The organism is Streptomyces sp. NPDC040545 (assembly GCF_055595065.1).
In genome coordinates, this window is the sequence record NZ_JBVIWA010000006.1 from 12,432 (window position 1) to 32,391 (window position 19,960).

20 protein-coding genes are annotated in these 19,960 nt (G+C 73.0%); 9 read left to right on the top strand and 11 right to left on the bottom strand.

What is annotated here, in order from left to right; all coding sequences use genetic code 11:
- Window positions 1-20: 20 nt before the first annotated feature.
- Window positions 21-662, bottom strand: coding sequence for a LysR family transcriptional regulator (locus ACZ573_RS14165; RefSeq protein WP_471303378.1), 642 nt, complete (start codon window positions 660-662; stop codon window positions 21-23).
- Between the two features lie 133 nt (window positions 663-795).
- Between ACZ573_RS14165 and ACZ573_RS14170 the strand changes: the two genes are divergently transcribed.
- A complete protein-coding gene (locus ACZ573_RS14170; protein ID WP_471303381.1) occupies window positions 796-1,260 on the top strand; it encodes a cupin domain-containing protein in 465 nt (154 codons plus the stop codon).
- Window positions 1,261-1,450: 190 nt separating this feature from the next.
- Here the strand turns inward: ACZ573_RS14170 and ACZ573_RS14175 are convergent, their stop codons facing one another.
- Complete coding sequence (locus tag ACZ573_RS14175) at window positions 1,451-2,842, bottom strand: serine hydrolase domain-containing protein (protein ID WP_471303383.1); 1,392 nt, start codon at window positions 2,840-2,842, stop codon at window positions 1,451-1,453.
- 280 nt (window positions 2,843-3,122) lie between these two features.
- Between ACZ573_RS14175 and ACZ573_RS14180 the strand changes: the two genes are divergently transcribed.
- Both ACZ573_RS14180 and ACZ573_RS14185 read left to right on the top strand, forming a co-directional pair.
- Window positions 3,123-3,434, top strand: coding sequence for a DUF6400 family protein (locus ACZ573_RS14180; RefSeq protein ID WP_471303386.1), 312 nt, complete (start codon window positions 3,123-3,125; stop codon window positions 3,432-3,434).
- A complete protein-coding gene (locus tag ACZ573_RS14185; protein ID WP_471303388.1) occupies window positions 3,421-3,678 on the top strand; it encodes a hypothetical protein in 258 nt (85 codons plus the stop codon). The genes ACZ573_RS14180 and ACZ573_RS14185 overlap by 14 nt, the downstream gene beginning before the upstream one ends.
- A 15-nt stretch (window positions 3,679-3,693) precedes the next feature.
- Here ACZ573_RS14185 and ACZ573_RS14190 read toward each other — a convergent pair whose 3' ends face one another.
- The 3 genes from ACZ573_RS14190 to ACZ573_RS14200 form a co-directional block, all read right to left on the bottom strand.
- Window positions 3,694-4,491 carry a 3-hydroxybutyrate dehydrogenase gene (locus ACZ573_RS14190; protein ID WP_471303390.1) on the bottom strand — a complete coding sequence of 266 codons (798 nt, stop codon included), beginning with the start codon at window positions 4,489-4,491 and terminating at the stop codon, window positions 3,694-3,696.
- A 201-nt stretch (window positions 4,492-4,692) separates the two neighbouring features.
- Window positions 4,693-5,391 (bottom strand): HAD family hydrolase, encoded by a 699-nt coding sequence (locus tag ACZ573_RS14195; RefSeq protein ID WP_471303392.1) that lies wholly within the window; start codon window positions 5,389-5,391, stop codon window positions 4,693-4,695.
- Window positions 5,392-5,457: 66 nt separating this feature from the next.
- Entirely contained in the window at window positions 5,458-6,870 is a 1,413-nt protein-coding gene (locus ACZ573_RS14200) for a L,D-transpeptidase (RefSeq protein ID WP_471303394.1), read from the bottom strand.
- A gap of 218 nt (window positions 6,871-7,088) precedes the next feature.
- Between ACZ573_RS14200 and ACZ573_RS14205 the strand changes: the two genes are divergently transcribed.
- The 3 genes from ACZ573_RS14205 to ACZ573_RS14215 all read left to right on the top strand — a co-directional run bounded on the left by ACZ573_RS14205 (window position 7,089) and on the right by ACZ573_RS14215 (window position 9,362).
- Complete coding sequence (locus ACZ573_RS14205) at window positions 7,089-7,595, top strand: GNAT family N-acetyltransferase (protein ID WP_471303397.1); 507 nt, start codon at window positions 7,089-7,091, stop codon at window positions 7,593-7,595.
- Window positions 7,596-7,628: 33 nt separating this feature from the next.
- On the top strand, window positions 7,629-8,210 hold the full coding sequence (locus ACZ573_RS14210) for a GNAT family N-acetyltransferase (RefSeq protein ID WP_471303399.1): 582 nt from the start codon (window positions 7,629-7,631) through the stop codon (window positions 8,208-8,210).
- A 153-nt stretch (window positions 8,211-8,363) separates the two neighbouring features.
- Window positions 8,364-9,362, top strand: coding sequence for an NAD-dependent epimerase/dehydratase family protein (locus ACZ573_RS14215; RefSeq protein ID WP_471303403.1), 999 nt, complete (start codon window positions 8,364-8,366; stop codon window positions 9,360-9,362).
- 77 nt (window positions 9,363-9,439) lie between these two features.
- Here ACZ573_RS14215 and ACZ573_RS14220 read toward each other — a convergent pair whose 3' ends face one another.
- Window positions 9,440-10,117, bottom strand: coding sequence for a MerR family transcriptional regulator (locus tag ACZ573_RS14220; RefSeq protein ID WP_471304070.1), 678 nt, complete (start codon window positions 10,115-10,117; stop codon window positions 9,440-9,442).
- A 90-nt stretch (window positions 10,118-10,207) separates the two neighbouring features.
- On the opposite strand from ACZ573_RS14220, the gene ACZ573_RS14225 reads away from it, so the two are divergent.
- Complete coding sequence (locus ACZ573_RS14225; protein WP_471303405.1) at window positions 10,208-10,723, top strand: DUF4188 domain-containing protein; 516 nt, start codon at window positions 10,208-10,210, stop codon at window positions 10,721-10,723.
- Between the two features lie 18 nt (window positions 10,724-10,741).
- On the opposite strand, the gene ACZ573_RS14230 is transcribed toward ACZ573_RS14225, so the two are convergent.
- From ACZ573_RS14230 to ACZ573_RS14240, 3 genes are all read right to left on the bottom strand, one after another.
- A complete protein-coding gene (locus tag ACZ573_RS14230; protein ID WP_471303407.1) occupies window positions 10,742-11,566 on the bottom strand; it encodes a class I SAM-dependent methyltransferase in 825 nt (274 codons plus the stop codon).
- Window positions 11,567-11,688: 122 nt separating this feature from the next.
- A complete protein-coding gene (locus tag ACZ573_RS14235) occupies window positions 11,689-13,716 on the bottom strand; it encodes a prolyl oligopeptidase family serine peptidase (protein ID WP_471303409.1) in 2,028 nt (675 codons plus the stop codon).
- Between the two features lie 49 nt (window positions 13,717-13,765).
- Entirely contained in the window at window positions 13,766-14,884 is a 1,119-nt protein-coding gene (locus tag ACZ573_RS14240; RefSeq protein ID WP_471303411.1) for an AI-2E family transporter, read from the bottom strand.
- Window positions 14,885-15,016: 132 nt separating this feature from the next.
- On the opposite strand from ACZ573_RS14240, the gene ACZ573_RS14245 reads away from it, so the two are divergent.
- A complete protein-coding gene (locus ACZ573_RS14245) occupies window positions 15,017-16,309 on the top strand; it encodes an MFS transporter (protein WP_471303414.1) in 1,293 nt (430 codons plus the stop codon).
- A gap of 16 nt (window positions 16,310-16,325) precedes the next feature.
- On the opposite strand, the gene ACZ573_RS14250 is transcribed toward ACZ573_RS14245, so the two are convergent.
- Entirely contained in the window at window positions 16,326-17,666 is a 1,341-nt protein-coding gene (locus ACZ573_RS14250; protein WP_471303416.1) for a DUF2252 domain-containing protein, read from the bottom strand.
- 93 nt (window positions 17,667-17,759) lie between these two features.
- Window positions 17,760-17,933: a hypothetical protein gene (locus ACZ573_RS14255; RefSeq protein ID WP_301373390.1), complete on the bottom strand. Its 174-nt coding sequence runs from the start codon at window positions 17,931-17,933 to the stop codon at window positions 17,760-17,762.
- A 590-nt stretch (window positions 17,934-18,523) separates the two neighbouring features.
- Between ACZ573_RS14255 and ACZ573_RS14260 the strand changes: the two genes are divergently transcribed.
- Window positions 18,524-19,933 (top strand): nucleobase:cation symporter-2 family protein, encoded by a 1,410-nt coding sequence (locus ACZ573_RS14260; protein WP_471303419.1) that lies wholly within the window; start codon window positions 18,524-18,526, stop codon window positions 19,931-19,933.
- The last annotated feature ends 27 nt before the right edge of the window (window positions 19,934-19,960 follow it).

Consider the following 19,960-nt stretch of genomic DNA (forward strand, 5'->3'; position numbering starts at 1 on the left):
CACGGTGGGTCGTGATTCGGTCAACCGCATCGGCGGTGCGGGCCCCGATCTCCGGTGCGCGGGCGGCCGTCGCCGCCAGCAACTGGCGCAGCGCCGGTCCGGGAGGCCCGGGCAGCACCGCCAGGTAGGTGGTCAGGGCCGGCCGGGTCAGCGGCCGGATGGGCCGCGTACAGCCGGTCCCGCCACAGCGGCAGCAGCTCCAGGCCGGGGGCCTCGGGGAAGGCCCGGACGAGCGCCGCGTCCAGCTCCCCGGAACGCACCGCCGCGAGCCGCTCGGTCACCGGCAGCCGCACCGGCCGTACCTGGAGCCCGGGCGCGCGGGCCGCGAGTTCCTCCAGCAGCCGGTGGACCCGGTCCCCGGGCCCCTGCACCGTGCCCAGCCTGAGCACACCGCTCGCCCCCGCCGCTACCTCGGCGGCCACCCCCCGGGTGCGGGCGGCCGCGGCGAGCACCGCCCGCGCCTCCGGGAGCAGCCGCTCGCCGGCGCCGGTGAGGCCCACCCGGCGGGTGGTGCGGTGGAAGAGCACCAGGCCCAGTTCCCGCTCCAGCAGGCCGATCTGGCGGCTCACCGCGGACTGGACGGTGTGGAGTCGCTCGGCGGCCCGGCCGAAGCCCCCTTCCTCGGCGACCGCCACGAAATACCGCAGCTGACGCAGTTCCATCCGCGGCCCTCCCCGCCCCGACCCATCACGATCGGAGATGACTGTACGTGCGAAACGGCGCTGGTTCGGCGGCTGTTGCCCTGCTCGAATGGAGCGGTCGGTACGACGGACGGAAGCGGCGGAAGGACAGCGGATGGGACAGCACCAGGGACAGGTCGCGGGCACGGCGCTCGTGGTGCGGGCGGCGGACGCGGAGGAGGTGCCGCTGCCCCGCTCGGGGGCCTTCCGGCTGCTGGCCGACGGTGGCGCGGCCGGGGTGAACCGGCTCAGCCTGGGCGCGGGGTCGGCCGGGGCGCCGCGGCACTTCCACACCCGGTCCACCGAGCTCTTCTACGTGCTCGGCGGGGCCGCGGACTTCCTGCTCGGCGCCGAGTCCGTGCGGGTGGCGGAAGGCGGGCTGGTCCTCGTACCGCCCGGGCTGACGCACGCGTTCGGCCCGGCGCCGGGCGGGGGCGCCGAGCTCCTCGTCGTGCTGACCCCCGGGGTGGAGCGCTTCGGCTACTTCCGGACGCTGGGACGCATCCAGCACGGGCTGGCGGGGTTCGAGGAACTGCTGCCCCACCAGGACCGCTACGACGTCCACTTCCCCGGGGCCTGAGGCCGGGCGGGGCGGGCGCCGGTGCCGGTCTCGTGGCTCGGGGAGCGGTTGTCGCGCCCCCCTGGAAGCCGACGAACACGGCTGCACGTTCTCCGGAAGCCCGCGGCCCCGGCACCGGCCCCCACGTCCGTGCCCGCCCCCGCACGTCACGGATCCGCAAGGACCCGGACGGCGGCGCACCCGTGGCCGATCAGCGAACGGGACCCGACAGCGGTCCGGGGAGCGCCGGCATGATCGGGGGCAGTGCGCGCGGGGCGACCGGGGCCTCGGCCGACGGGGTCTCGGCGGAACGGTTCTTCGCGGCCGGGTCCGGGGTGCGCGGCGCGGTGGTGCCGCAGAGGGCCCGGTCGCGGTAGTCCCGCATGGCGGCGTCGGCCGGATGCGGGTCGAAGTCGGTGCCGGCGGCGTTGACACGCTGGTATTTCATCAGGTTGTACCCGACGGCGAACTGACGGCTGCCGTCCGGGCTGGACAGGGCCCAGGTGCCGGCGCCCCAGACTCCGCCGTCGTGGCCCCAGGCCGGGCCGCACGGCGTGTCCATGGAGTAGATGCCGAGGCCGTAGCGCATGACCACGGCGCCCGTCTTCTTGTCCTTGACGTCGACGGTGGTGCGCATCTGGTCCAGCTGGCGGCGCGGGAGGAGGTCGCCGCCCAGCAGGGCGCGGTAGAAGGTGTTGAGGTCCTGCGAGGTGGAGACGAGGGCCCCGGCGGTTCCGGCCCAGGTCATGTTGTAGTCGCTGTAGTCGCGCGGGGGGTCGATGAGCCCGTAGAAGTTCTCGTACATGCGGGCGTGGGCGCCGCGGATGCGCGGGTCGGTGCCGGGGAAATAGGTGTCACGCAACCCCACGCGCCGGATCACGTCCCGCGTGATCACCTGCTCCGGGTCCTGGCCGGTCACCTTGCGGAGCACCTCGCCGAGCAGCACGTAGTTGGTGTTGGAGTAGGACCAGTCGGTGCCGGGTTCGAACTGCTGCGGCCGGGCCACCCCGTAGCCGATCAGCTCGGCGGGCTTGATCGTGCGGTACCGGTGCTCGTCCAGGCTCTCCGTGGTCCCCTTCAGGAGGGAGGGGAAGGCGTCGCCTATGTAGTCGTGGATGCCGCTGGTGTGGTTCAGGAGCATGCGCACGGTCACCTTGCGGCCGCGCTCGCCGGGCAGCAGCTCGGGCACGTAGTCGCCGACCGGCCGGTCCAGGTCCAGCCGGCCCTTCGCGGACTGCTGGAGGACGGCCACGGCGGTGAACGTCTTGGTGACGCTGCCGACGCGGTGCCGGAGGTCGGGCCGGACCTTGCGCCCGGTGGCGGTGTCGGCGAGGCCGGCGGCGCCGTCGAAGCGTTCGCGTCCGTCGCGGACCCCGGAGTAGACGCCGTACACGCCCGCCTCCTGGATCGCCTTCAGCCCCGCCTGCAGCCGCGTCCGGTCGAGGTGCCGGTCGGCGTCCTGGCCGTAGGTGGTCGGCGCTTCACGGACTGTGGCGCTCGCGGCCGGTGCGAGGCCCGCCAGCAGGGCCAAGGCGACGGCGGTGACCGAGGCGGCACGGCGCAGTCGGGGTGCGGGGCGGTCGGCAGGACGGGTGTGGGGCACGGCGGCTCCTCGTCGGTGGCCCGGTGGGGCCCGGCGATCTTGGTCCCTTCCATTGTTCGTTCCCGACCCGCGCCGGGGCCTCCTTCGTCCGGACGAACCAGGCATCAACCTCCAGACCGAGAAGCACCTTGACAGGCCATTACATTTGTCACGTCACCCTCCCGGGCCCGCGGCCCCGTCGGGCGCGGCATCCCCTGGCCCGCACACCCCCTGACCAGCGGACTGTGACTCCGCCCACCCTCCCTTGACCGGAGAAGGAAGGGCTACCTAACTTCGATGTATGGCCCCCCACGACCCCACCCCTCCCTCCGACGCCTCCGGTACCCCTGGTGCCTCCGGTACCCCTGGTGCCTCCGACGCGTCCGAGCTGGTCGACTTCGCCGTCGACCTCACCTCGCAGGAGGTGCTCCGGCGCGCCCAGGTGATGGCGGCCCTCGGCCCGGACTGGGATCCGATGGAGGTGCTCCTCGGTGAGGAGGCCGCCTACGACCTGCTCTATTCCGGGCTCGACGCGGAACAGCAGCGCCTCTACGACGACCTGGTGGCGGCCGGTGTGCTGCCTCCGCGCGGAGACGGCCGTGCTGCCGCTTGACCCGCAGGCCGACCCCGGGCGCCGCGCCTGGGTGGCCTGCCCGAAGTGCGCGGACGCGCGCGGCTGCGAACCGTGCGAGCAGCGGCGCACCTGCTCCACCCACTGGCGCTACCTGCTCACCAACACCGGCAGCATGCTTCACCTCCAGTGCCCCGGATGCACCCATGTCTGGGTGCACGAGAGCGGCTTCGGAGCCACCCGTTCCCAGTGGGACCGCGTCACGGGCGCCCGGCCCGGCTCCTGACCGCCGCGCCGGGGGTCAGGTGGCGGTCCAGCCACCGTCCAGGGGGATCGAGGCACCCGTGACGTAGCCGGTGTGCGGGCCGCAGAGCCACAGGACGGCTGCGGCGACCTCCTCCGGTTCGATCAGCCGTTTGACCGCGGAGCGGCTCAGCAGTACCTCGGACACCACCTCGGCGGCGTCGATGCCGTGAGCGGCGGCCTGGGCCTCGATCTGCCGCTCGACCAGTGCCGTGCGGACGTAGGCGGGGTTCACGCAGTTGCTGGTGACGCCGTGCGGGGCCCCTTCGGCGGCGGCGACCTTGCTCAGCCCTTCGAGTGCGTGCTTCGCGGTCACGTAGCCGGCCTTGAACGCGCTGGCGCGCAGCCCGTGCGCACTGGAGATGTTGACGATCCGGCCCCAGCCGCGTGCGCGCATGTGGGGCATGGTCCGGCGGATCAGCAGGAACGGCGCGTGCACCATCACGCGCTGCATGAGTGCGAAGCGGTCCGGCGGGAACTCGGTCAGCGGGGCGACGTGCTGCAGCCCGGCGTTGTTGACCAGGATGTCGACGTCGGCCGGCAGCTCCCCGACCGTCTCCTCCCGGGAAAGGTCCACCACGTGCGCCTGCCCGCCGATCGTCTCGGCGACGGCCTTCGCGGTGGCGGCGTCCTTGTCCACCACGTGTACGTGGGCCCCGGCCGCGGCGAGCGCCGAGGCGCAGGCCCGGCCGATACCGCCGCCGGCGCCGGTCACCAGGGCGGTACGGCCCGCCAGGTCGATGGCCGCGGCAGCGGCAGCTGGTCCGTGGGGTACGGGAGGGTATCCGCTCGTCATGCCCGGAATCATCCGGGACACCCGCGGGCCGCTCCCATGTGTGCGGCCGCCACAGTCGGGCCGCGAGGTGTGTCGGCCGCCGCCAGGGCCTCCACGGACCGGCCGCGCAGACCCGCCCAGACCCGCGGAGGCCCGCCCAGACCCAGGGAAGAGGCCCGCCCAGACCCAGGGAGGCCCACGGAAGCCCGTACGGGCCGACCGCTACGCGGGCCCGAGCAGGTCCAGCAGCGGGGCCAGCGCGCCGGGCCGCCGGTCGACCGGGAGGTGGTCGACGAAGTGCACCGGGCAGCCGAGTGCCCGCGCGCCGCCGTCCGCCTCGCGGCTGTCGCCGACCATCAGCACCTCGGCGGGAGCCAGACCCAGCCGGTCGCAGGCGGTCCGGAAGATCACCGGATCGGGCTTCTGAGTGCCCAGCTCGAAGGAGAGCACGTAGGCGTCGACCAGCTCGTCGAGCCCGTGCGTGCGGAAGACCGGCCGCGGGTCCCATCCGATGTTGCTGACCACGGCCACCGGGCGCCCCCGGCGGCGCAGGGCACGCAGGGTGGGCCCGGTGTCCGGGTAGGGGCGCCAGGCGGCGGGGGTCATGTGGCGGTCGTAGAGCGCCCGCGCCAGCTCCGGGTCCGTGATCCCGGCAGCGCGGGTCAGGCCGCCGTAGGCGGCCCGGTGCTGCTCGGCGCTGAGGTCCCGCTGCTCCCACAGGGTTTCGAGGTGCGCCGGCAGGTGCCGGGGCGACGGTCCGCCGGGCAGTGCGCCGTACTCGGTCAGCCGCCGCGCCGTCTCGCCGAACTCCTCCTCGGTCAGCGGGATGCCGGTTTCCGCGAGGGCGGCGGCGAGCCACTCCTCGGTCGACTCGACGCGCAGCAGCGTGCCGGAGAAGTCGAACATCACTCCCTTGATCATGTGGTGATCGTAGTCCGGTCCGTCCCGGCCCCGAGCCGGCCCGGTCCGAGCCGCCTCCGGGGGGGCTCAGGTGGTCGGGTGCAGCCTGGACGCGACGGGGGCGGCCGGTGAGCCCTCCGGACTCCCGTCGACGGCGGCCAGGGCGCTGCCCGCCAGCCAGGTCCGCCAGTCCACGTTCCAGTCGCCGAAGCCGTTGTCGAAGGGGGCCATCTTCGCCCCGCCGCTGTTGACCACCTCCACGATGTCTCCTTCGCGGACGGTCTCGAAGAACCAGGCGGCGTCCTCGGTGCTCATGCCCGTGCAGCCGTGGCTCACGTTCTCCTCGCCCTGCGACTCGACCGACCAGGGCGCCGCGTGGATGTACTCGCCGCTCCAGGTCACCCGGGTCGCGTAGGAGACGGGCAGGTCGTAGAACTCGCTGGTGCCGCGCTTGATGCCGACCGTGTCACCGCGCATCCGGACCTTGGGCTCCTTGCGCAGCACGACCTTGATGCCGCTGCGGGTCCTGAAGCCCGCCTTGCCGGTGGTGACCGGGATCGTCCTGATGACCCGCCCGTTGCGGCGTACGGTCATCCGGTGGGTGGCGGAGTCGGTGACGGCCTCGATCCGGTCCGCGATGGTGAACTGCACCGCGTCGGAGGGGCCGCCGTAGTCGTGGTCCCCGACCTGGATCCCGTCGAGACCGCTGCGGACGCGGACGACGGTGTGGGCGGGCCAGTACGTACGCGGCCGGAAGTGCAGGGTCGATTCGTCGACCCAGTGCCACGCGCCCTCGACATGCGGCTCGGAGGTCACCTGCAGTGCCCGCTCCAGCCGCGCGCGGGCCGGGAGGTCGTCGGCGGGCACCGGGCGGCTGAGGCTCGCCGTCACGATCTCCCCCGCTCCGTACGTGCCGGGGCCCGGCCCGAACTCGGCCGTCAGCCTGCCCCCGTCCGAGGGCGGCGCGGTCCGGAACGCCATGGTCACCCCGACCGCGGTCCCGTCCGCGTCCAGGGCGCCGACCTGCACGGTGTAGGTCTCGCCCGCCCGCAGCGACTCGGTGTTCAGCCAGCGCTCGCTGTGCGGGGCGAGCTCGCCGGCGAGATGGCGGCCGTGCCCGTCGCGTACGGTCACGTCCGTGAGGCGGCCCGGTTCCGCGAGGGCGATCTGAAGCGGCCCGCCGGAATCCGTGGGGAGCACCTCGGTCCGAGCGGTCCGCGCCGCGCCGCCGAGGGAGGGCTCCTTCACGACGGATCCCACCCCGCGCGCGGTGGCCCGTACCCGCTGTTCCTGCCAGCCGCTGCACAGCCCGGGGCGGAACATGCGCACCGGGCACGACCCGTCGCCGGATCCACCGCCCTCCTCCAGCACTCTCCCGACCAGCAGGGTGACCGCGGCCTCCCGCGGCGGGCCCGGGAGGGTCCCCTGCGCAGTGTCCGCATCGGGCGCCCGGCCCGGCGCTGCGGCGACGACCAGCATGGCCCCCGTCACCGCAGCCACGGCGCCCCACGCCTTGGTCGGTCGTCTCCGTCGCATTCGTGGCATAGCCGTATCAAAGCGATGCCGCGCCGAAATAATGATCATTCGCTCGGCGCTGCGGCCGAACGGGCACCCAAGAGAACTCGGACGGAGCACAGAACCCGGCCCGGGCGAGCGGAGCACGGCCGGAGGTCCGATAATCGGATGCCCTCGGACGGGCCGCCCGCGACAATGCGGCCATGGCTATCCGCACAGCACGGCTGGACGAGCTGACGGTCCTCCAGGACATCGAGAGGGCCGCCGGGCACTGCTTCCGGGACATCGGCATGCCGGAGATCGCCGACGACGAGCCGCTGACGCCCGACGAGCTCGCCCCCTACCAACGGGCCGGGCTGGCCTGGGTGTCGGTCGACGGGGACGACCCGCCGGGCGCCTACCTGATCGCCGAGCGCGTCGAGGGCAACCTGCACGTCGAGCAGGTGTCCGTCCATCCGGACCGCGCGCGCCGCGGGCTCGGCCGGGGGCTGCTGGAGCACCTGGCGGAGTTCGCCAGGCGCGAGGGCGCGCCCGCCCTGACCCTCACCACCTTCACCGAGGTCCCGTGGAACGCCCCGTACTACGCGCGCTGCGGCTTCCGGCCGCTGGCGGACGCGGGGCTCACTCCTGGCCTGCGGGAGATCCGTGAGCGCGAGGCGGCGCACGGCCTGGACCGGTGGCCGCGCGTCTGCATGCGGCGGGACCTGTGACGGCGCCTCGGACCTGTGCGGGGACGGCCAGACGTGAACGATCGGCAATTCGATGAGGCATACGGGATGTTCGAAGGAAAATTGGTACGGCTGCGTGCGCTGCGCTCCGAAGACGCCGAGCATCATCTTCGGTGGCGCAACGACCCGGAGGTGGTGCACTGGGCCGCGGCCGGTGATCCGTGTTTCGGCCCGGTCACGGCGGAGGCTGTCGGGCTCGGCTTCGAGACGATGCTGCGCCTGAGCCCGAGGGAGTCGGCCGTGTTCACGGTCGAGGACCTGGCATCCGGAAGGGTGACAGGCATGGCCGACTACCGGGACCTGGACCCGTACGCCGGAGTGGCCACGCTGGGTATCACCATCGGCGAACGGGAGTTCTGGGGTTGCGGCCACGGCAGCGACGCGCTGCGGCTGCTCGTCGGCCACCTGTTCGGCGCGTACGGCCTGAGCCGCCTGGAACTGGACACCTGGAGCGGCAACGAGCGCGCCGTGCGCGCCTTCACCAGGCTGGGCTTCCGGGAGGAAGGCCGCCGCCGGTCGGCCGTGCTGGTCGACGGGAAGCGCTACGACCGCGTGCTCTTCGGGATGCTGCGGGAAGAGTGGGCGAACCCCGCGTGATCGAGGCTGCGGGCAGGACGGAGCACCCCGGTTTCGGTGTGGTCAACGGCGCCCGGAAGGCCATGGCCGAAACCGTGCGCGTACACACCCGCGCGCCTTCGCCGAGCGCGAACCTGCGTCGCGTCCGGGCCCGCGATGTGCTGAGGTGGCCTGATGGATCTTCTTGTACTGGGCGGGACCGCATGGCTGGGACGTGAGATCACGCGGCAGGCGCTGGAGCGGGGTCACGCGGTGACCTGCCTGGCGCGCGGCGAGAGCGGCGCCGTCGCGCCCGGTGCGCGGCTCGTGGTGGCGGACCGGAACCAGGAGTCCGCCTACGCGGAACTCCTCGACCGCGACTGGGACGCCGTGATCGAGGTGTCCTGGCAGCCGGCCTTCGTCCGCGGCGCGCTCGCGGCCCTCGCGGGGCGGGCACGGCACTGGACCTACGTCTCCTCCATCAGCGCCTACGCCGACCACGGCACGGTCGGCGCCGACGAGTCGGCCGCGCTGCTGCCGCCCGCCGGGGGCGACCACGTGGAGCGGGAGGAGTACGGGGAGGCCAAGGTGGCCTGCGAGGAGGCTTCGCGCGCCGCGGTGGGAGACCGGCTCGTCATCGCCCGGGCCGGCCTGATCGGCGGCCCGGGTGACGCGAGCGGACGGTCGGGTTACTGGGCGGCGCGCTTCGCCCGCGACGTGGACCAGCCCGTGCTCCTCCCCCGGTCCCCCGAGGTGCCGACCCAGGCGGTCGACGTGCGCGATCTGGCGGGCTGGCTGCTGGACCTGGCCCAGGAGGGGACCACCGGGACCTACGACGCCGTCGGTCCCGTCGTCCCCTTCGGCGACTGGATCGACCTGTCGGCACGCGCGGCCGGGTACACCGGGCCGGTGGCGGAGGCGGACCCGCAGTGGCTCTTCGACCAGGGCGTCGGGCCGTTCATGGGCCCGGAGTCGATGGCCATGTGGATGCCGGATCCGAAGTGGGCCGGCTTCTGCGCCCGCAGCGGAGCCGCGGCGCACGCCGCCGGGCTGCGCGACCGCCCGCGCGCGGAGATGCTGGAGGACCTCCTGCGGTGGGAGCGCGCCGAGGGCCTGGAGCGCCCCCGCCGGGCCGGTCTGAGCACCGCCCGCGAGCGGGAGCTGCTCGCCGCCCTCGCCGACGCGCCGGAGTGACGCCGCTCGGGGCCCGGGAGAACTACCGGGCCTTCGGAACCCCGGCCCCCTGACCCGCCGTTGCGGCGGCGGCTCGCTCACTCCAGGCCGTACCGCCGGGCCGACTCCTCCTCCTGGGCCAGCCGGTGCAGCGCCTTCAGCACCGGCTGGAACAGGATGGTCGCCGCCAAGGCGGTCTCGACCTTCTCCGCCTCCGAGGGGAAGGTCTCCACGAAGTCCAGGTCCCGCACGGCCACTTGGTGCATCAGCTGCGCGTACGGGGCCATGAGCTCGGCGTCCCAGGGATAGCCGAGCCGGGTCAGCGTGGCCACCGCCGCCACGAGCGAACGGTGGACCGGGGAGAGCTCCCCCAACTCCCGTGCGGTGGACCAGCCCAGCGCCCGCAGCAGCTGGTCGACCTCGGCGCGCGCGGCGGCCGTGGCCTCGTCCTCGCCGCTGCCCTCGCCGCCGCCACCGCCTGTGCCGTCGGCCGGTTCGGCCTCGTGGGGCAGGGCCCACAGGGCCGCGCCCAGGCGCATCGTCCGGCCCAGGGATTCGTCGTCGACGTGCCCGAGCACCTTGCGGACCCTTGCCACCGGCACCCGGCCGACCTGGATCATCGCGCGCACCAGCCGCAGTCTGCGCAGATGGCCCTCGTCGTAGTCGGCGGTCGTCGCGCTGACGCGGCGGCCCGGCGGCAACAGCCCTTCGCGCAGGTAGTACTTGATCGTGGCGATGGACACGCCGCTCCGCTCACTCAGTTCCGCGAGCCGCAATCTCTTGAACCTTCCCTTGGCGAGTGTCACTATCCAATCATGTGACGGTTGGACAGCAGTGCTATCCAACACGGCGATCGGGAGGCCGGCATGTTCGCGAAACCCTTACCGGGCCGTACCACCGCAGCAGCCGAGGGGGACGTCGTCGTCCTGCTCATCGGAATGCGCATCAACCACTTCTGGGCCGTGCACCACTGGGTCCCGGTGATCACGGCCATGCCGCGCATGCTGCGGGAGCTCGCCAAGGATCCCGTCCGGGGGCTGCTCGGCCACGTCCTGCTCACCGCCTCGCCCCGCACGTACTACGTGGTCCAGTACTGGGAGTCCAAGGAGAAGCTCTACGCGTACGCGGCGGCTCCCGACATGCTCCACCACAAGGCCTGGTCGATCATCAACCGCAAGGATCGGGCGGGGCAGTTGCGCCGCCACGTGGGGCTCTGGCACGAGTCCTACATCGTGCCCGAGGGCTCGTACGAGTCGATCTACTTCGACATGCCGCCCTTCGGGCTGGCCGCGGCCACCGGGGTGCTGCCCCTGGAGAGCCGCGGCCGGCGCGCGGCCGACCGGTTCGGGCACCGCTCGCCCGCGGCCCGGCCGGACCGGTGAGCGGGGCCCGCGGTCAGCTCACCGCCGGGGCCTGGTCGCGATGGTGGCCGCGACGGTGACGGTCCGGGTGCAGGTGCCGTCGGGGCAGCGGTCCAGCAGGGCGTGGCGCAGCTCGGACTCGAAGGCGTCCTTGCGGTCGCCGAACAGGGCCGGACTGGAGCAGGCCCGGGAGAACTGCAGGCCGATCACCTGGTCCACCGTGCAGCGCGTGGACCGCTCCCACGTGGTGGTCTCGACGCGGGAGAACACCGACTTCGCGAGATGGTCCTCCACGTCCCGCAGTTCCGCCACGTCCCGCAGTTCCTCCATGTCCGCCGGTTCGTCCGCCGGCCTCGTCGTCACCTCCGTGCCGTCCGCCGCCCCGCCGCCGGGTCCGAGGAAGCGCGTGCGCACCTCGTCCACGACGGACGGCCAGGCCGCCGCCACGGAGGTGACGACGGCGATCCCGCCGCGCGGTGCGAGCACGGCGTCCAGGTCGGCCGGGACCCGCACCCGGTCCATCCGGTGGAACGCCCCGCCGATGACGCACAGATCGATCCGGGGCAGGCACAGCCTGCCGATGGCGGCTGCGTCGCCGCGCAGCCAGGAGATGTTCCTGCGGCCCTGCTCCTCGGCGAGTCGGCACCCTTCGGCGAGCATGGCCGGCTCCGGGTCGACGGCGTAGACGTGCTCGGCCAGCGGAGCCAGCGGCAGGCTGAGCGTGCCCGGTCCGGCGCCGAGGTCCAGTACGGTCTGGGAGCCGTCGAGCGCGAACCGGTCCGCGAGGAGCGCGTAGAGCTCCGCCGGGTACGGCGGCCGGTAGCGGGCGTAGTACGGGGCGGCGGACGCGTACGGGGTACTCATGGGGTCCTCCCTGGCCGGGGTTGCATCCGCCGATCGTGGAGCACAACCCGGCCCTCGGCAGCGTCTGGCCCCTCAAATCCCCCGTACGGATGCCTGCCGTTCACCTGTCACCCGGTATCCGATCACTTCTGCGGGGTCAGCCGCTCCCACAGGAAGGTGTGGACGAGTGCCTCGTTGAAGGCCGTCTGCCGGTGGTCGGTGGCGCCCGCGTGGCCGCCCCCGAGGTGCTCGTGGAAGAGGACGGGATGCCCGTATTCGCGCAGCCGCGCGGCCATCTTGCGGGCATGGCCGGGGTGTACCCGGTCGTCGCGGGTCGAGGTGAGCAGGAGCAGCGGCGGGTACGCGGGGCCGTCCGCCCGGATCCGGTGGTACGGGGAGATCCGCTCCAGGTGGGGCCGGTCGGCCGGGCTGTCGGGATCCCCGTACTCAGCGATCCAGCTGGCCCCGGCCAGCAGCTTGTGGAAGCGCAGCATGTCCAGCAGCGGCACGTGCGCGACGACCGCGCCGAACAGTTCCGGGTCGCGGGTCAGCATGGCGCCCATGAGCAGCCCGCCGTTGCTGCCGCCCTCGATGCCCAGCTGGGCGGGGGTGGTGATGTCCCGGGCGGTGAGGTCCCGGGCGACCGCGGCGAAGTCCTCGTAAGCCCGGACCCGGTTCGCGCCGAGGGCCGCCTTGTGCCAGGCCGGCCCGTATTCGTGCCCGCCGCGGATGCCCGCGACGACGTACGTGCCGCCGCGCGCGAGCCAGGCCCGGCCGGTGACCGCGCTGTACTGCGGGACCATGGAGATCTCGAAGCCGCCGTACCCGTAGAGCAGGGTCGGGCCAGGACCCGGGCGGTCCTCGGGTCCGACGACGAAGTACGGCACCCTCGTGCCGTCCGCGGAGGTCGCGAAGTACTGGCGTACGGCGAGGCCGGCGGTGTCGAAGAGCGCCGGGCTCTGCTTGAGGCTCTCGCTCCCGCTGTCGTCGCCGGCCGTGCCCCGGTAGAGGGTGGAGGGCTGGAGGAAGCCGGAGACCTGGTGGAAGTACTCGTCGCCGACGTCCGGGTCCGTGTCGGTGACCGAGGCGGTGGACAGCGGCGGCAGGCCCGGCAGCGGTGCGCGGTGCCAGCCGCCGTCGCCCGGGGTGAGGAGCTCCATCCGGGAGGAGACGTCGGCGCGGGTGCTGAGGATGAGGTGGTTGCGGGTCCAGCTGTACCCGGCGAGCGCGGTGCGCTCGTCGGGGGTGAACAGCACCTCGGCCTCGCGCTCCCCCGCCAGGAAGGCGTCGAGGTCGAAGGCGAGCAGGCTGCCGGCGCCATGGCCGAGCCACGGCGACTTGGTGGTGACGGTCAGCCACCGGCGGTGGACGGAGGCGCCCGCGTCGTCCGGGACGTCGATCTTCTGCGGCGGGCCGGCGGCGTCGTCCGGGAGCAGGAAGAGCTCCTGGTTCCAGAAGTCGATCTGCCGGTGGACGAAATCCCGTTCGAAGCCGGGGGTGTCGTCGTGCCATCCGGAGGCGGACAGGTCCGTCGGCCGGCCCTCATAGACCAGCTCGGCCTCCGCGAGGGGCGTGCCGCGCCGCCAGCGGCGTACCTGGAGCGGATAACCGGACCCGGACATCGAGCCGGCGCCGAAGTCCGTGCCGATCCAGACCCGGTCGTGGTCGATCCACCCGATCCGGGTCTTGGCCTCGGCGACGGTGAACCCGTCCTCGACGAATTCCAGGGTCTCCAGGTCGAACTCGCGCGCCACGCACGCGTCCGCGCCGTCCCGGGACAGCAGGACGAGGGCGTGCCGGTGCTCGGGGGCCAGGACCCGGCTGCCCGCCCAGGCCCATTTCTCGTCCTCGGCCTCGGCGAGCGCGTCGAGGTCCAGGAGCACCTCCCAGGCCGGCCGGTCCGTCCGGTACTCCTCCAGCGTGGTCCGCCGCCACAGGCCGCGTACGTGGTCGGCGTCCTGCCAGAAGTTGTAGAGGTGGCCGCCCCGGCGGACGGTGTAGGGGATCCGGCCGTCGTCGTCCAGGACCTCGCGCATCTCCTGCTCGAGGACCTTGAACCCGGGGGAACCGGTCAGCTCGTCGACGGTCTCGGCATTGCGCTCCCGCACCCAGGCGAGGGCGGCGTCGCCGGATACGTCTTCCAGCCACAGGTAGGGGTCTACATCGCTCATCAGGTGATTGTGCAGGAAGCGAGGGCGGGTGTCCGCCGCCCGGCCCCTGTCAGCCGTCGCCCGGCCCCTCGCGGCCGTCGTCGCGCGTCGGACCGCCCGCCGTCGGATCTGCGCCCGCCGGGCCGGTGGCCATGAGGCGGGCGTCGCGCAGCGCCGTGTGCACCGACCAGGTCACCGAGACCAGCGGTACCGCGACCACCGCGCCGACCACCCCGGCGGCGATGGCTCCCGCGACCACCGAGATCGCCACCACCAGCGGGTGCAGACTCACCGCGCGGCTCATCACCAGCGGATGCAGCAGATGGCCCTCGATCTGGCCGATGACCACGATCAGCGCGACCACCAGGCCCGCGACGAACGGCCCCTTCGCGGCCAGCGCGACCACCGCGGCGACCGCCAGCGCGACCGGCGATCCGACGAGGGGGATGAACGCGGCGAAGAACTCCAGCAGGGCCAGCGGCACGGCCAGCGGGACCCCGAGGAAGTACAGCGCCACCCCGACCAGGACCGCGTTCGTCGCCGCGACGAGGACGATCCCGCGGGTGTAGCCGGTGAACGTGCGCCAGGCGGCGCCGCCGGCGATGCCCACGCGGGCGCGCACCGACGGGGGCAGCTGCGCGCAGAACCAGGACCACTGCCGCTCACCGCCGTGCAGGAAGAAGAAGGAGGAGAAGGCCGCGAGGGCGAGCACGGTCAGGACCTGCACCAGGCGCCCGGCTCCGCTGAGCGCCTGGCTGAGCAGCGTGGCGCGGTGGCTCGACAGGTACGCGCCGAGGCGGGACTGGAGATCGGTGAGCGTGTTCGGGTTCAGCCGGAAGGGCGGCCGCTCCAGGTACTTCTCGATGCTGGCGACTCCCTCGCGGAACTCCCGGGCCAAGGTGGTGCTCTCCCCGGCCACCGCCGTGCCGACCAGGGCCAGCACGCCCAGCAGGAGCAGCGCGCTGCCGAGGAGGGTGACGGCGACCGCGACCGAGCGGGGCAGGACGCGCGCGAGGCGCCGGGTGGGCCACCACAGCAGGGCGGTGACGACGAGCCCGAGGAAGAGTGCCACGGTGATCTCGTGGAAGCGGCCGAGCACGGAGAAGAGCGCGTAGACGGCGGCGCCGACCACCAGCAGGCGCCAGGCGTACGACGCTGCCGTACGCAGGAACGCTGACACCGGCGGCATGACCCATGGGTGCCACACCGGGCCGGCGATGCCACGCGCCGGGCTCCGGGTTCGCCCGTCCGTGATCGGTGCGGGGCCGATGCGCGGAAAATCCGTTGCCCCCACCGGGACGTCCACGGACGATGGCATCTCGTGAGCACTTCCCGGTGGACCGCCGTACTGCCCGATTTCGCCCCGCTCCGTTCCGGCCGTGACTTCAGGCTGCTCTTCTTCCAGGGCACGGTGACGTACTTCGGGTCCTTCATGGCGATGATCGCGCTGCCGCTGCAGATCAAGCACCTGACGGACTCGCCGATGGCGGTCGGTGCGATGGGTGCGGTGGAGCTCGTTCCGCTGGTGGTCTTCGGGCTGTACGGGGGCGCCCTCGCCGACGCCGTCGACCGGCGGCGGATGATCCTGCTGACCGAGGCCGGGCTCGGGGTGCTGGCCCTGGTGCTCCTGGTGAACGCGCTGCTGCCGGATCCGCTGCTGTGGCCGCTGTACGTGGTCGCGGCGGGGGTGTCGGCGCTGAGCGGGCTCCAGCGGCCGGCCCTGGACTCGCTGATGGCGCGGATCGTGCCGCACGAGCAGCTGACGGCCGCCGCGGCGCTCAACGGGCTGCGTTACCAGTTCGGGGCGATCGCCGGTCCGGCGCTGGCCGGTGTGGTCGTCGCCTTCGCCGGTCACGCCGCGGCGTACGCCGTCACCGTGCTCGGTTTCCTCGCCTCGGTGCTGCTGTGCCTGCGGCTCAGTCCGGCGCCGCCGGTGAAGGGGGCCGAACGCCCATCGTTGCGCGGGATCGCCGAGGGCGCGCGCTACGCGTGGAGCCGGCCCGTCCTGCTGGGGACGTACGCCGTCGACCTGGCGGCGATGTTCTTCGCCTTCCCGAACGCCATCTACCCCTTCCTCGCGGACGAGCTCGACGCGGTCTGGGCGCTGGGGCTGATGTACGCGGCCGGGGCGGTGGGCTCGCTGGTGCTCGGCATGACCAGCGGCTGGATGTCCCGGGTACGCCGGCACGGGCTGCTGGTGGTGTTCGGTGCGGGGGTGTGGGGCCTGGCGATCGCGGGGGCCGGCGCGTCCTCCGGCATCTGGCTCGTACTGCTGTGCCTCGCCGTGGCGGGTGCGGGCGACATGATGAGCGGGCTGGGCCGGGCGACGATCTGGAACCAGACGATCCCGGAGGAGCTGCGGGGCCGGCTCGCGGGCATCGAGGTGCTCTCGTACAGCGTGGGACCGCAGCTCGGGCAGGTCCGGGCGGGCACGACGGCCGGCTGGACCGGCACCCGTTCGGCCTTCTGGGGCGGCGGGCTGGCCTGTGTGGCGTCGGTGGCGGTGCTGGCCGCCCTGCTGCCGAAGCTGATCTCCTACGACGCCGACACCGACGAGGACGCGCTGCGCCGCCGGGCGGCCCGGGAGGCGGAGCAGGCCGGCGCGCCGGTCTGAGGCCGGGACGACCGGTTCAGACACCGCTGGTGGCGGTGATCCTCCCGTCGGCGACGGCGGCGGTCAGCAGTGCGTGGTCGGCGCGGGTCCGGTCCGCGTAGCGCAGCGCGAAGCCGGCCACGGCGCGGTCGAAGGTGTCGGCGCCGCCGAGGTAGCCCGCGATGGCGATGCGGTCGCCGGTGCGGGCGTGGGCGCGGGCCAGGGCCCTGCCGCACAGCTCGGCGTACCGGCCGAGCATGTTCGGGGACATGCCGGCCACATCGGCCGACCCCTTCATGTCGCGCAGCTGCCGTCCGTAGAAGTGCCGCCCGGCGGGTCCGGTCGTCCAGCCGAGGAAGATGTCGCCCGCGGCCTGCATGCGGCGCTGGCCGGCGACGACCCGGTGCCCTTCGTGATCGTGTCCGTCGTCCGGGAGGTGGCCTTGCAGGACGGACGGCACGGCTTCCTTGATCTGCAGGAAGAGCGGGTCGTCGGCATCGCGTCCGAGGAGCAGCACGATGAAGCAGCGGGTCCCCACGCTCCCGACGCCGACGACCTTGCGCGCCGCGTCGGCGAACCGGAAGCGGTCCAGCAGGAGGCGGCGCTCCTCGGCGAGGGTGCTGCGGTACCTCGCGAAGATCTGGTCGACCTCCCGCGAGTCCGCCCGGGCGAGCGGCTCCAGCAGCGGCGGGTCGTGGATGATCCGCCGGCGCCCGCCCTGGACCTCGGTGAGCTTGCCGAGCGCACGCAGGCTGGTGCGGCGGCGGGCGCGCGCCAGGTTGGCCTCCACCCGGTCGCGCTGTTCGGGCTTGCGGATGAGGGGCAGCAGCTCGGCGGTGTCGATCCGGTGGTACCAGACGTCCAGCTCGCGGTGTCCGGCGAGCTCCCGGATCGTCTGCCGGTAGGCCCGGGCCGCGCCGAGGGCGGCTCTCGCGGCGCGGTCGTCGCCGTGCCCGTTGTCGCGGGCGGCCACCGCGACACTGGCGGCGAGCCGTTTGACGTCCCATTCGAAGGGGCCGGGGAAGGTCTCGTCGAAGTCGTTGAGGTCGAAGAGCAGGGCGCGTTCCGGAGAGGCGAACATGCCGAAGTTCAGCAGGTGTGCGTCCCCGCACAGCTGGACGGTCAGGCCGGTCTGCGGGGCGGCGGCCAGGTCGGCGGCCATGACGGAGGCTGCGCCGCGCAGGAAGGCGAGCGGCGAGGCCGCCATCCGGCCGTAGCGGATCGGCAGCAGCTCGGGCACCCGGTCGGCGCCCTGCCGCTGCAGTACCCCGATGGGGTCGGGCCGGTCCGGGGAGGCGGTCCACCGCCCGTGGGCGGACCGGCCGGTGATCTTGCGGACGGCCCGTCCGCGCCGGAGCCGCTCAGCTGGACTGGTCATGCGCCGCTCCTCGTCGCCGGTCCCTCCTCATCCTCGCCGCACGGCTCCGGTCCCGCATGTCGCCGTCCCCCGAGCGGTCCGGGGCGGCTCCGCTCAGCTCTCGTTCTCGGCGAGGATCCGGTCGGCCGCGTAGTGCGGGCAGTTGAGGGTGTGCCAGGTCACCGACAGTGACCCCGCTCCGGTCCGCAGGGTCCGCACCACTCCGTCGGCGGCGGTGGCCTTGCAGAAGGGGCACATGACGGTCTCCGGGCGCAGTAGATCGAACATGCCGTGTCCTTCCCGCAGCTTTCTCACACCGGACCAGTCCAGAACTATCAAATCCGGCGCCATTCGGCCGCAGTACCCACAAGTACGGATGGAAATCGGGGGCCAGGACCGCACGGAAAGTGCGGTGGGACGGGAAGCGGGGAGGCATCCGCGGGCGGCCGCCCCGGCCGTGAGGAGCCTTGCGGCGGCGCGGAGTTCACCCTCGGACCGGGTGCGGGGCGGCCGGGCCCGCCGTCACCCCCGCGAGGCGGGCGACGTCGTACGGGTTGCGCGGGAGCGGGGCGGTGACGGGGCCCGGCCGGAGACCTTGCCGGGAGGTTACTCGCGAGGAAACACGACCTTTGGCTATGGTGAGCGCCCTCCGGTCGAGAACCCTTCGGATTCCATGATCAAATACGGATCCGCCATGACGATCGAAGGATGTCCTGCATCCGGGACATGACTATGCAGTGCAGAGCGACGCGATGTCGGCAACACCGCCCGGCGTCGGCGCGGTACGAGCCGGCCTGCCCTCGCCCTGTCATCCAGGGCTGGAGGGCGGCGGTCTTCTCATTCACCTACCTCGCGAAGGCAAGGCAGAGATGTCAAGAATGCCCCGTCGGTCCACCCGGCTCCAGACGCACCCGGTCGACGAACGACTCCCCCTCCCCAGGCTCGCCCTGTACGGCTTCCAGCACGTCCTCGCGTTCTACGCGGCGGCCGTCATCGTCCCGGTCCTGCTCGGGAACGCGCTGGGCCTCTCCCCCCAGGAGCTGGTCCACCTCATCAACGCGGACCTCCTGACCTGCGGCGTGGCCTCGATCGTCCAGGCCCTCGGGGTCTGGAAGATCGGCGCCAGGCTGCCCCTGGTCCAAGGCGTCACCTTCACCGCGGTCTCCCCCATGATCGCCATAGGCACGGGAGCGGGGGGCGGTACCGCCGGCCTGCTCGTCGTCTACGGGGCGGTGATCACGGCGGGCATCGCGACCTTCCTGTTCGCCCCGCTCTTCAGCAGGCTGGTGAAGTACTTCCCGCCGGTCGTCATCGGTACGATCCTCACCATCATCGGCATCACGCTGATCCCCGTGGCCCTGCAGGACGCCGCGGGAGGCGCGCACCTCATCGGCACCCCCGCCTACGGCGCCCCCAAGAACCTGGCCTACGCCCTGGGCACGCTGCTCTTCATCCTCACCATGGTCCGGATCGGCAAGCCGTTCCTCAGCAGCCTCGCCGTCCTGCTCGGGCTCGTCGTCGGCACGGCGGCCGCCTGGCTCTTCGGCGACACAGACTTCGCCGCGGTGCGCGAGACCGACTGGTTCGGGATCACCACGCCCTTCCACTACGGCATGCCGAGGTTCGAGCTGCTGCCGATCGTCGCCATGCTCGTCGTCGTCCTGATCACCATGGTGGAGACCACCGGCGACGTCTACGCGATCGGCGAGATCACCCGCAAGGAGGTCGACGCCGACACGGTCGCCCGGGCCCTGCGCGCCGACGGCGCGGCTACGGTGCTCGGCGGCGTCCTCAACTCCTTCCCGTACGTGGCGTTCGCCGAGAACATCGGCCTCGTGCGCATGTCGAAGGTGATGAGCCGGTACGTGGTCGTCGCGGCCGGGGTGTTCATGGTCGTCCTGGGGCTGCTGCCGAAGGCCGGCAGTCTCGTCGCCTCGATCCCGCACTCCGTGCTGGGCGGGGCGGCGATCTCCATGTTCGGCATCGTCGCCGCGGTCGGCATCCAGATCCTGGGGAAGGCGGATCTGCGCGAGGAGCGCAACACCCTGATCCTGGCGGTCAGTCTGGGCGCCGCCCTGCTGCCGGCCACCGTAGGCCCGTTCTTCGACCGGATGCCGGACGACCTGCGGGCGGTGCTCGACAGCGGGATCACGCTGGGCGCCCTGACGGCCATCACGCTGAACCTGCTCTTCAACGTGTTCACGCGCCGCGGCACGATGGAGATCGACTGGGACGACATCGGCGAAGAGGGCCCGGCCGAACCGTATTCCGGCGCACCCGCCCGCTGAAGCGGACCACCGGCCGGGCGCTCCGCG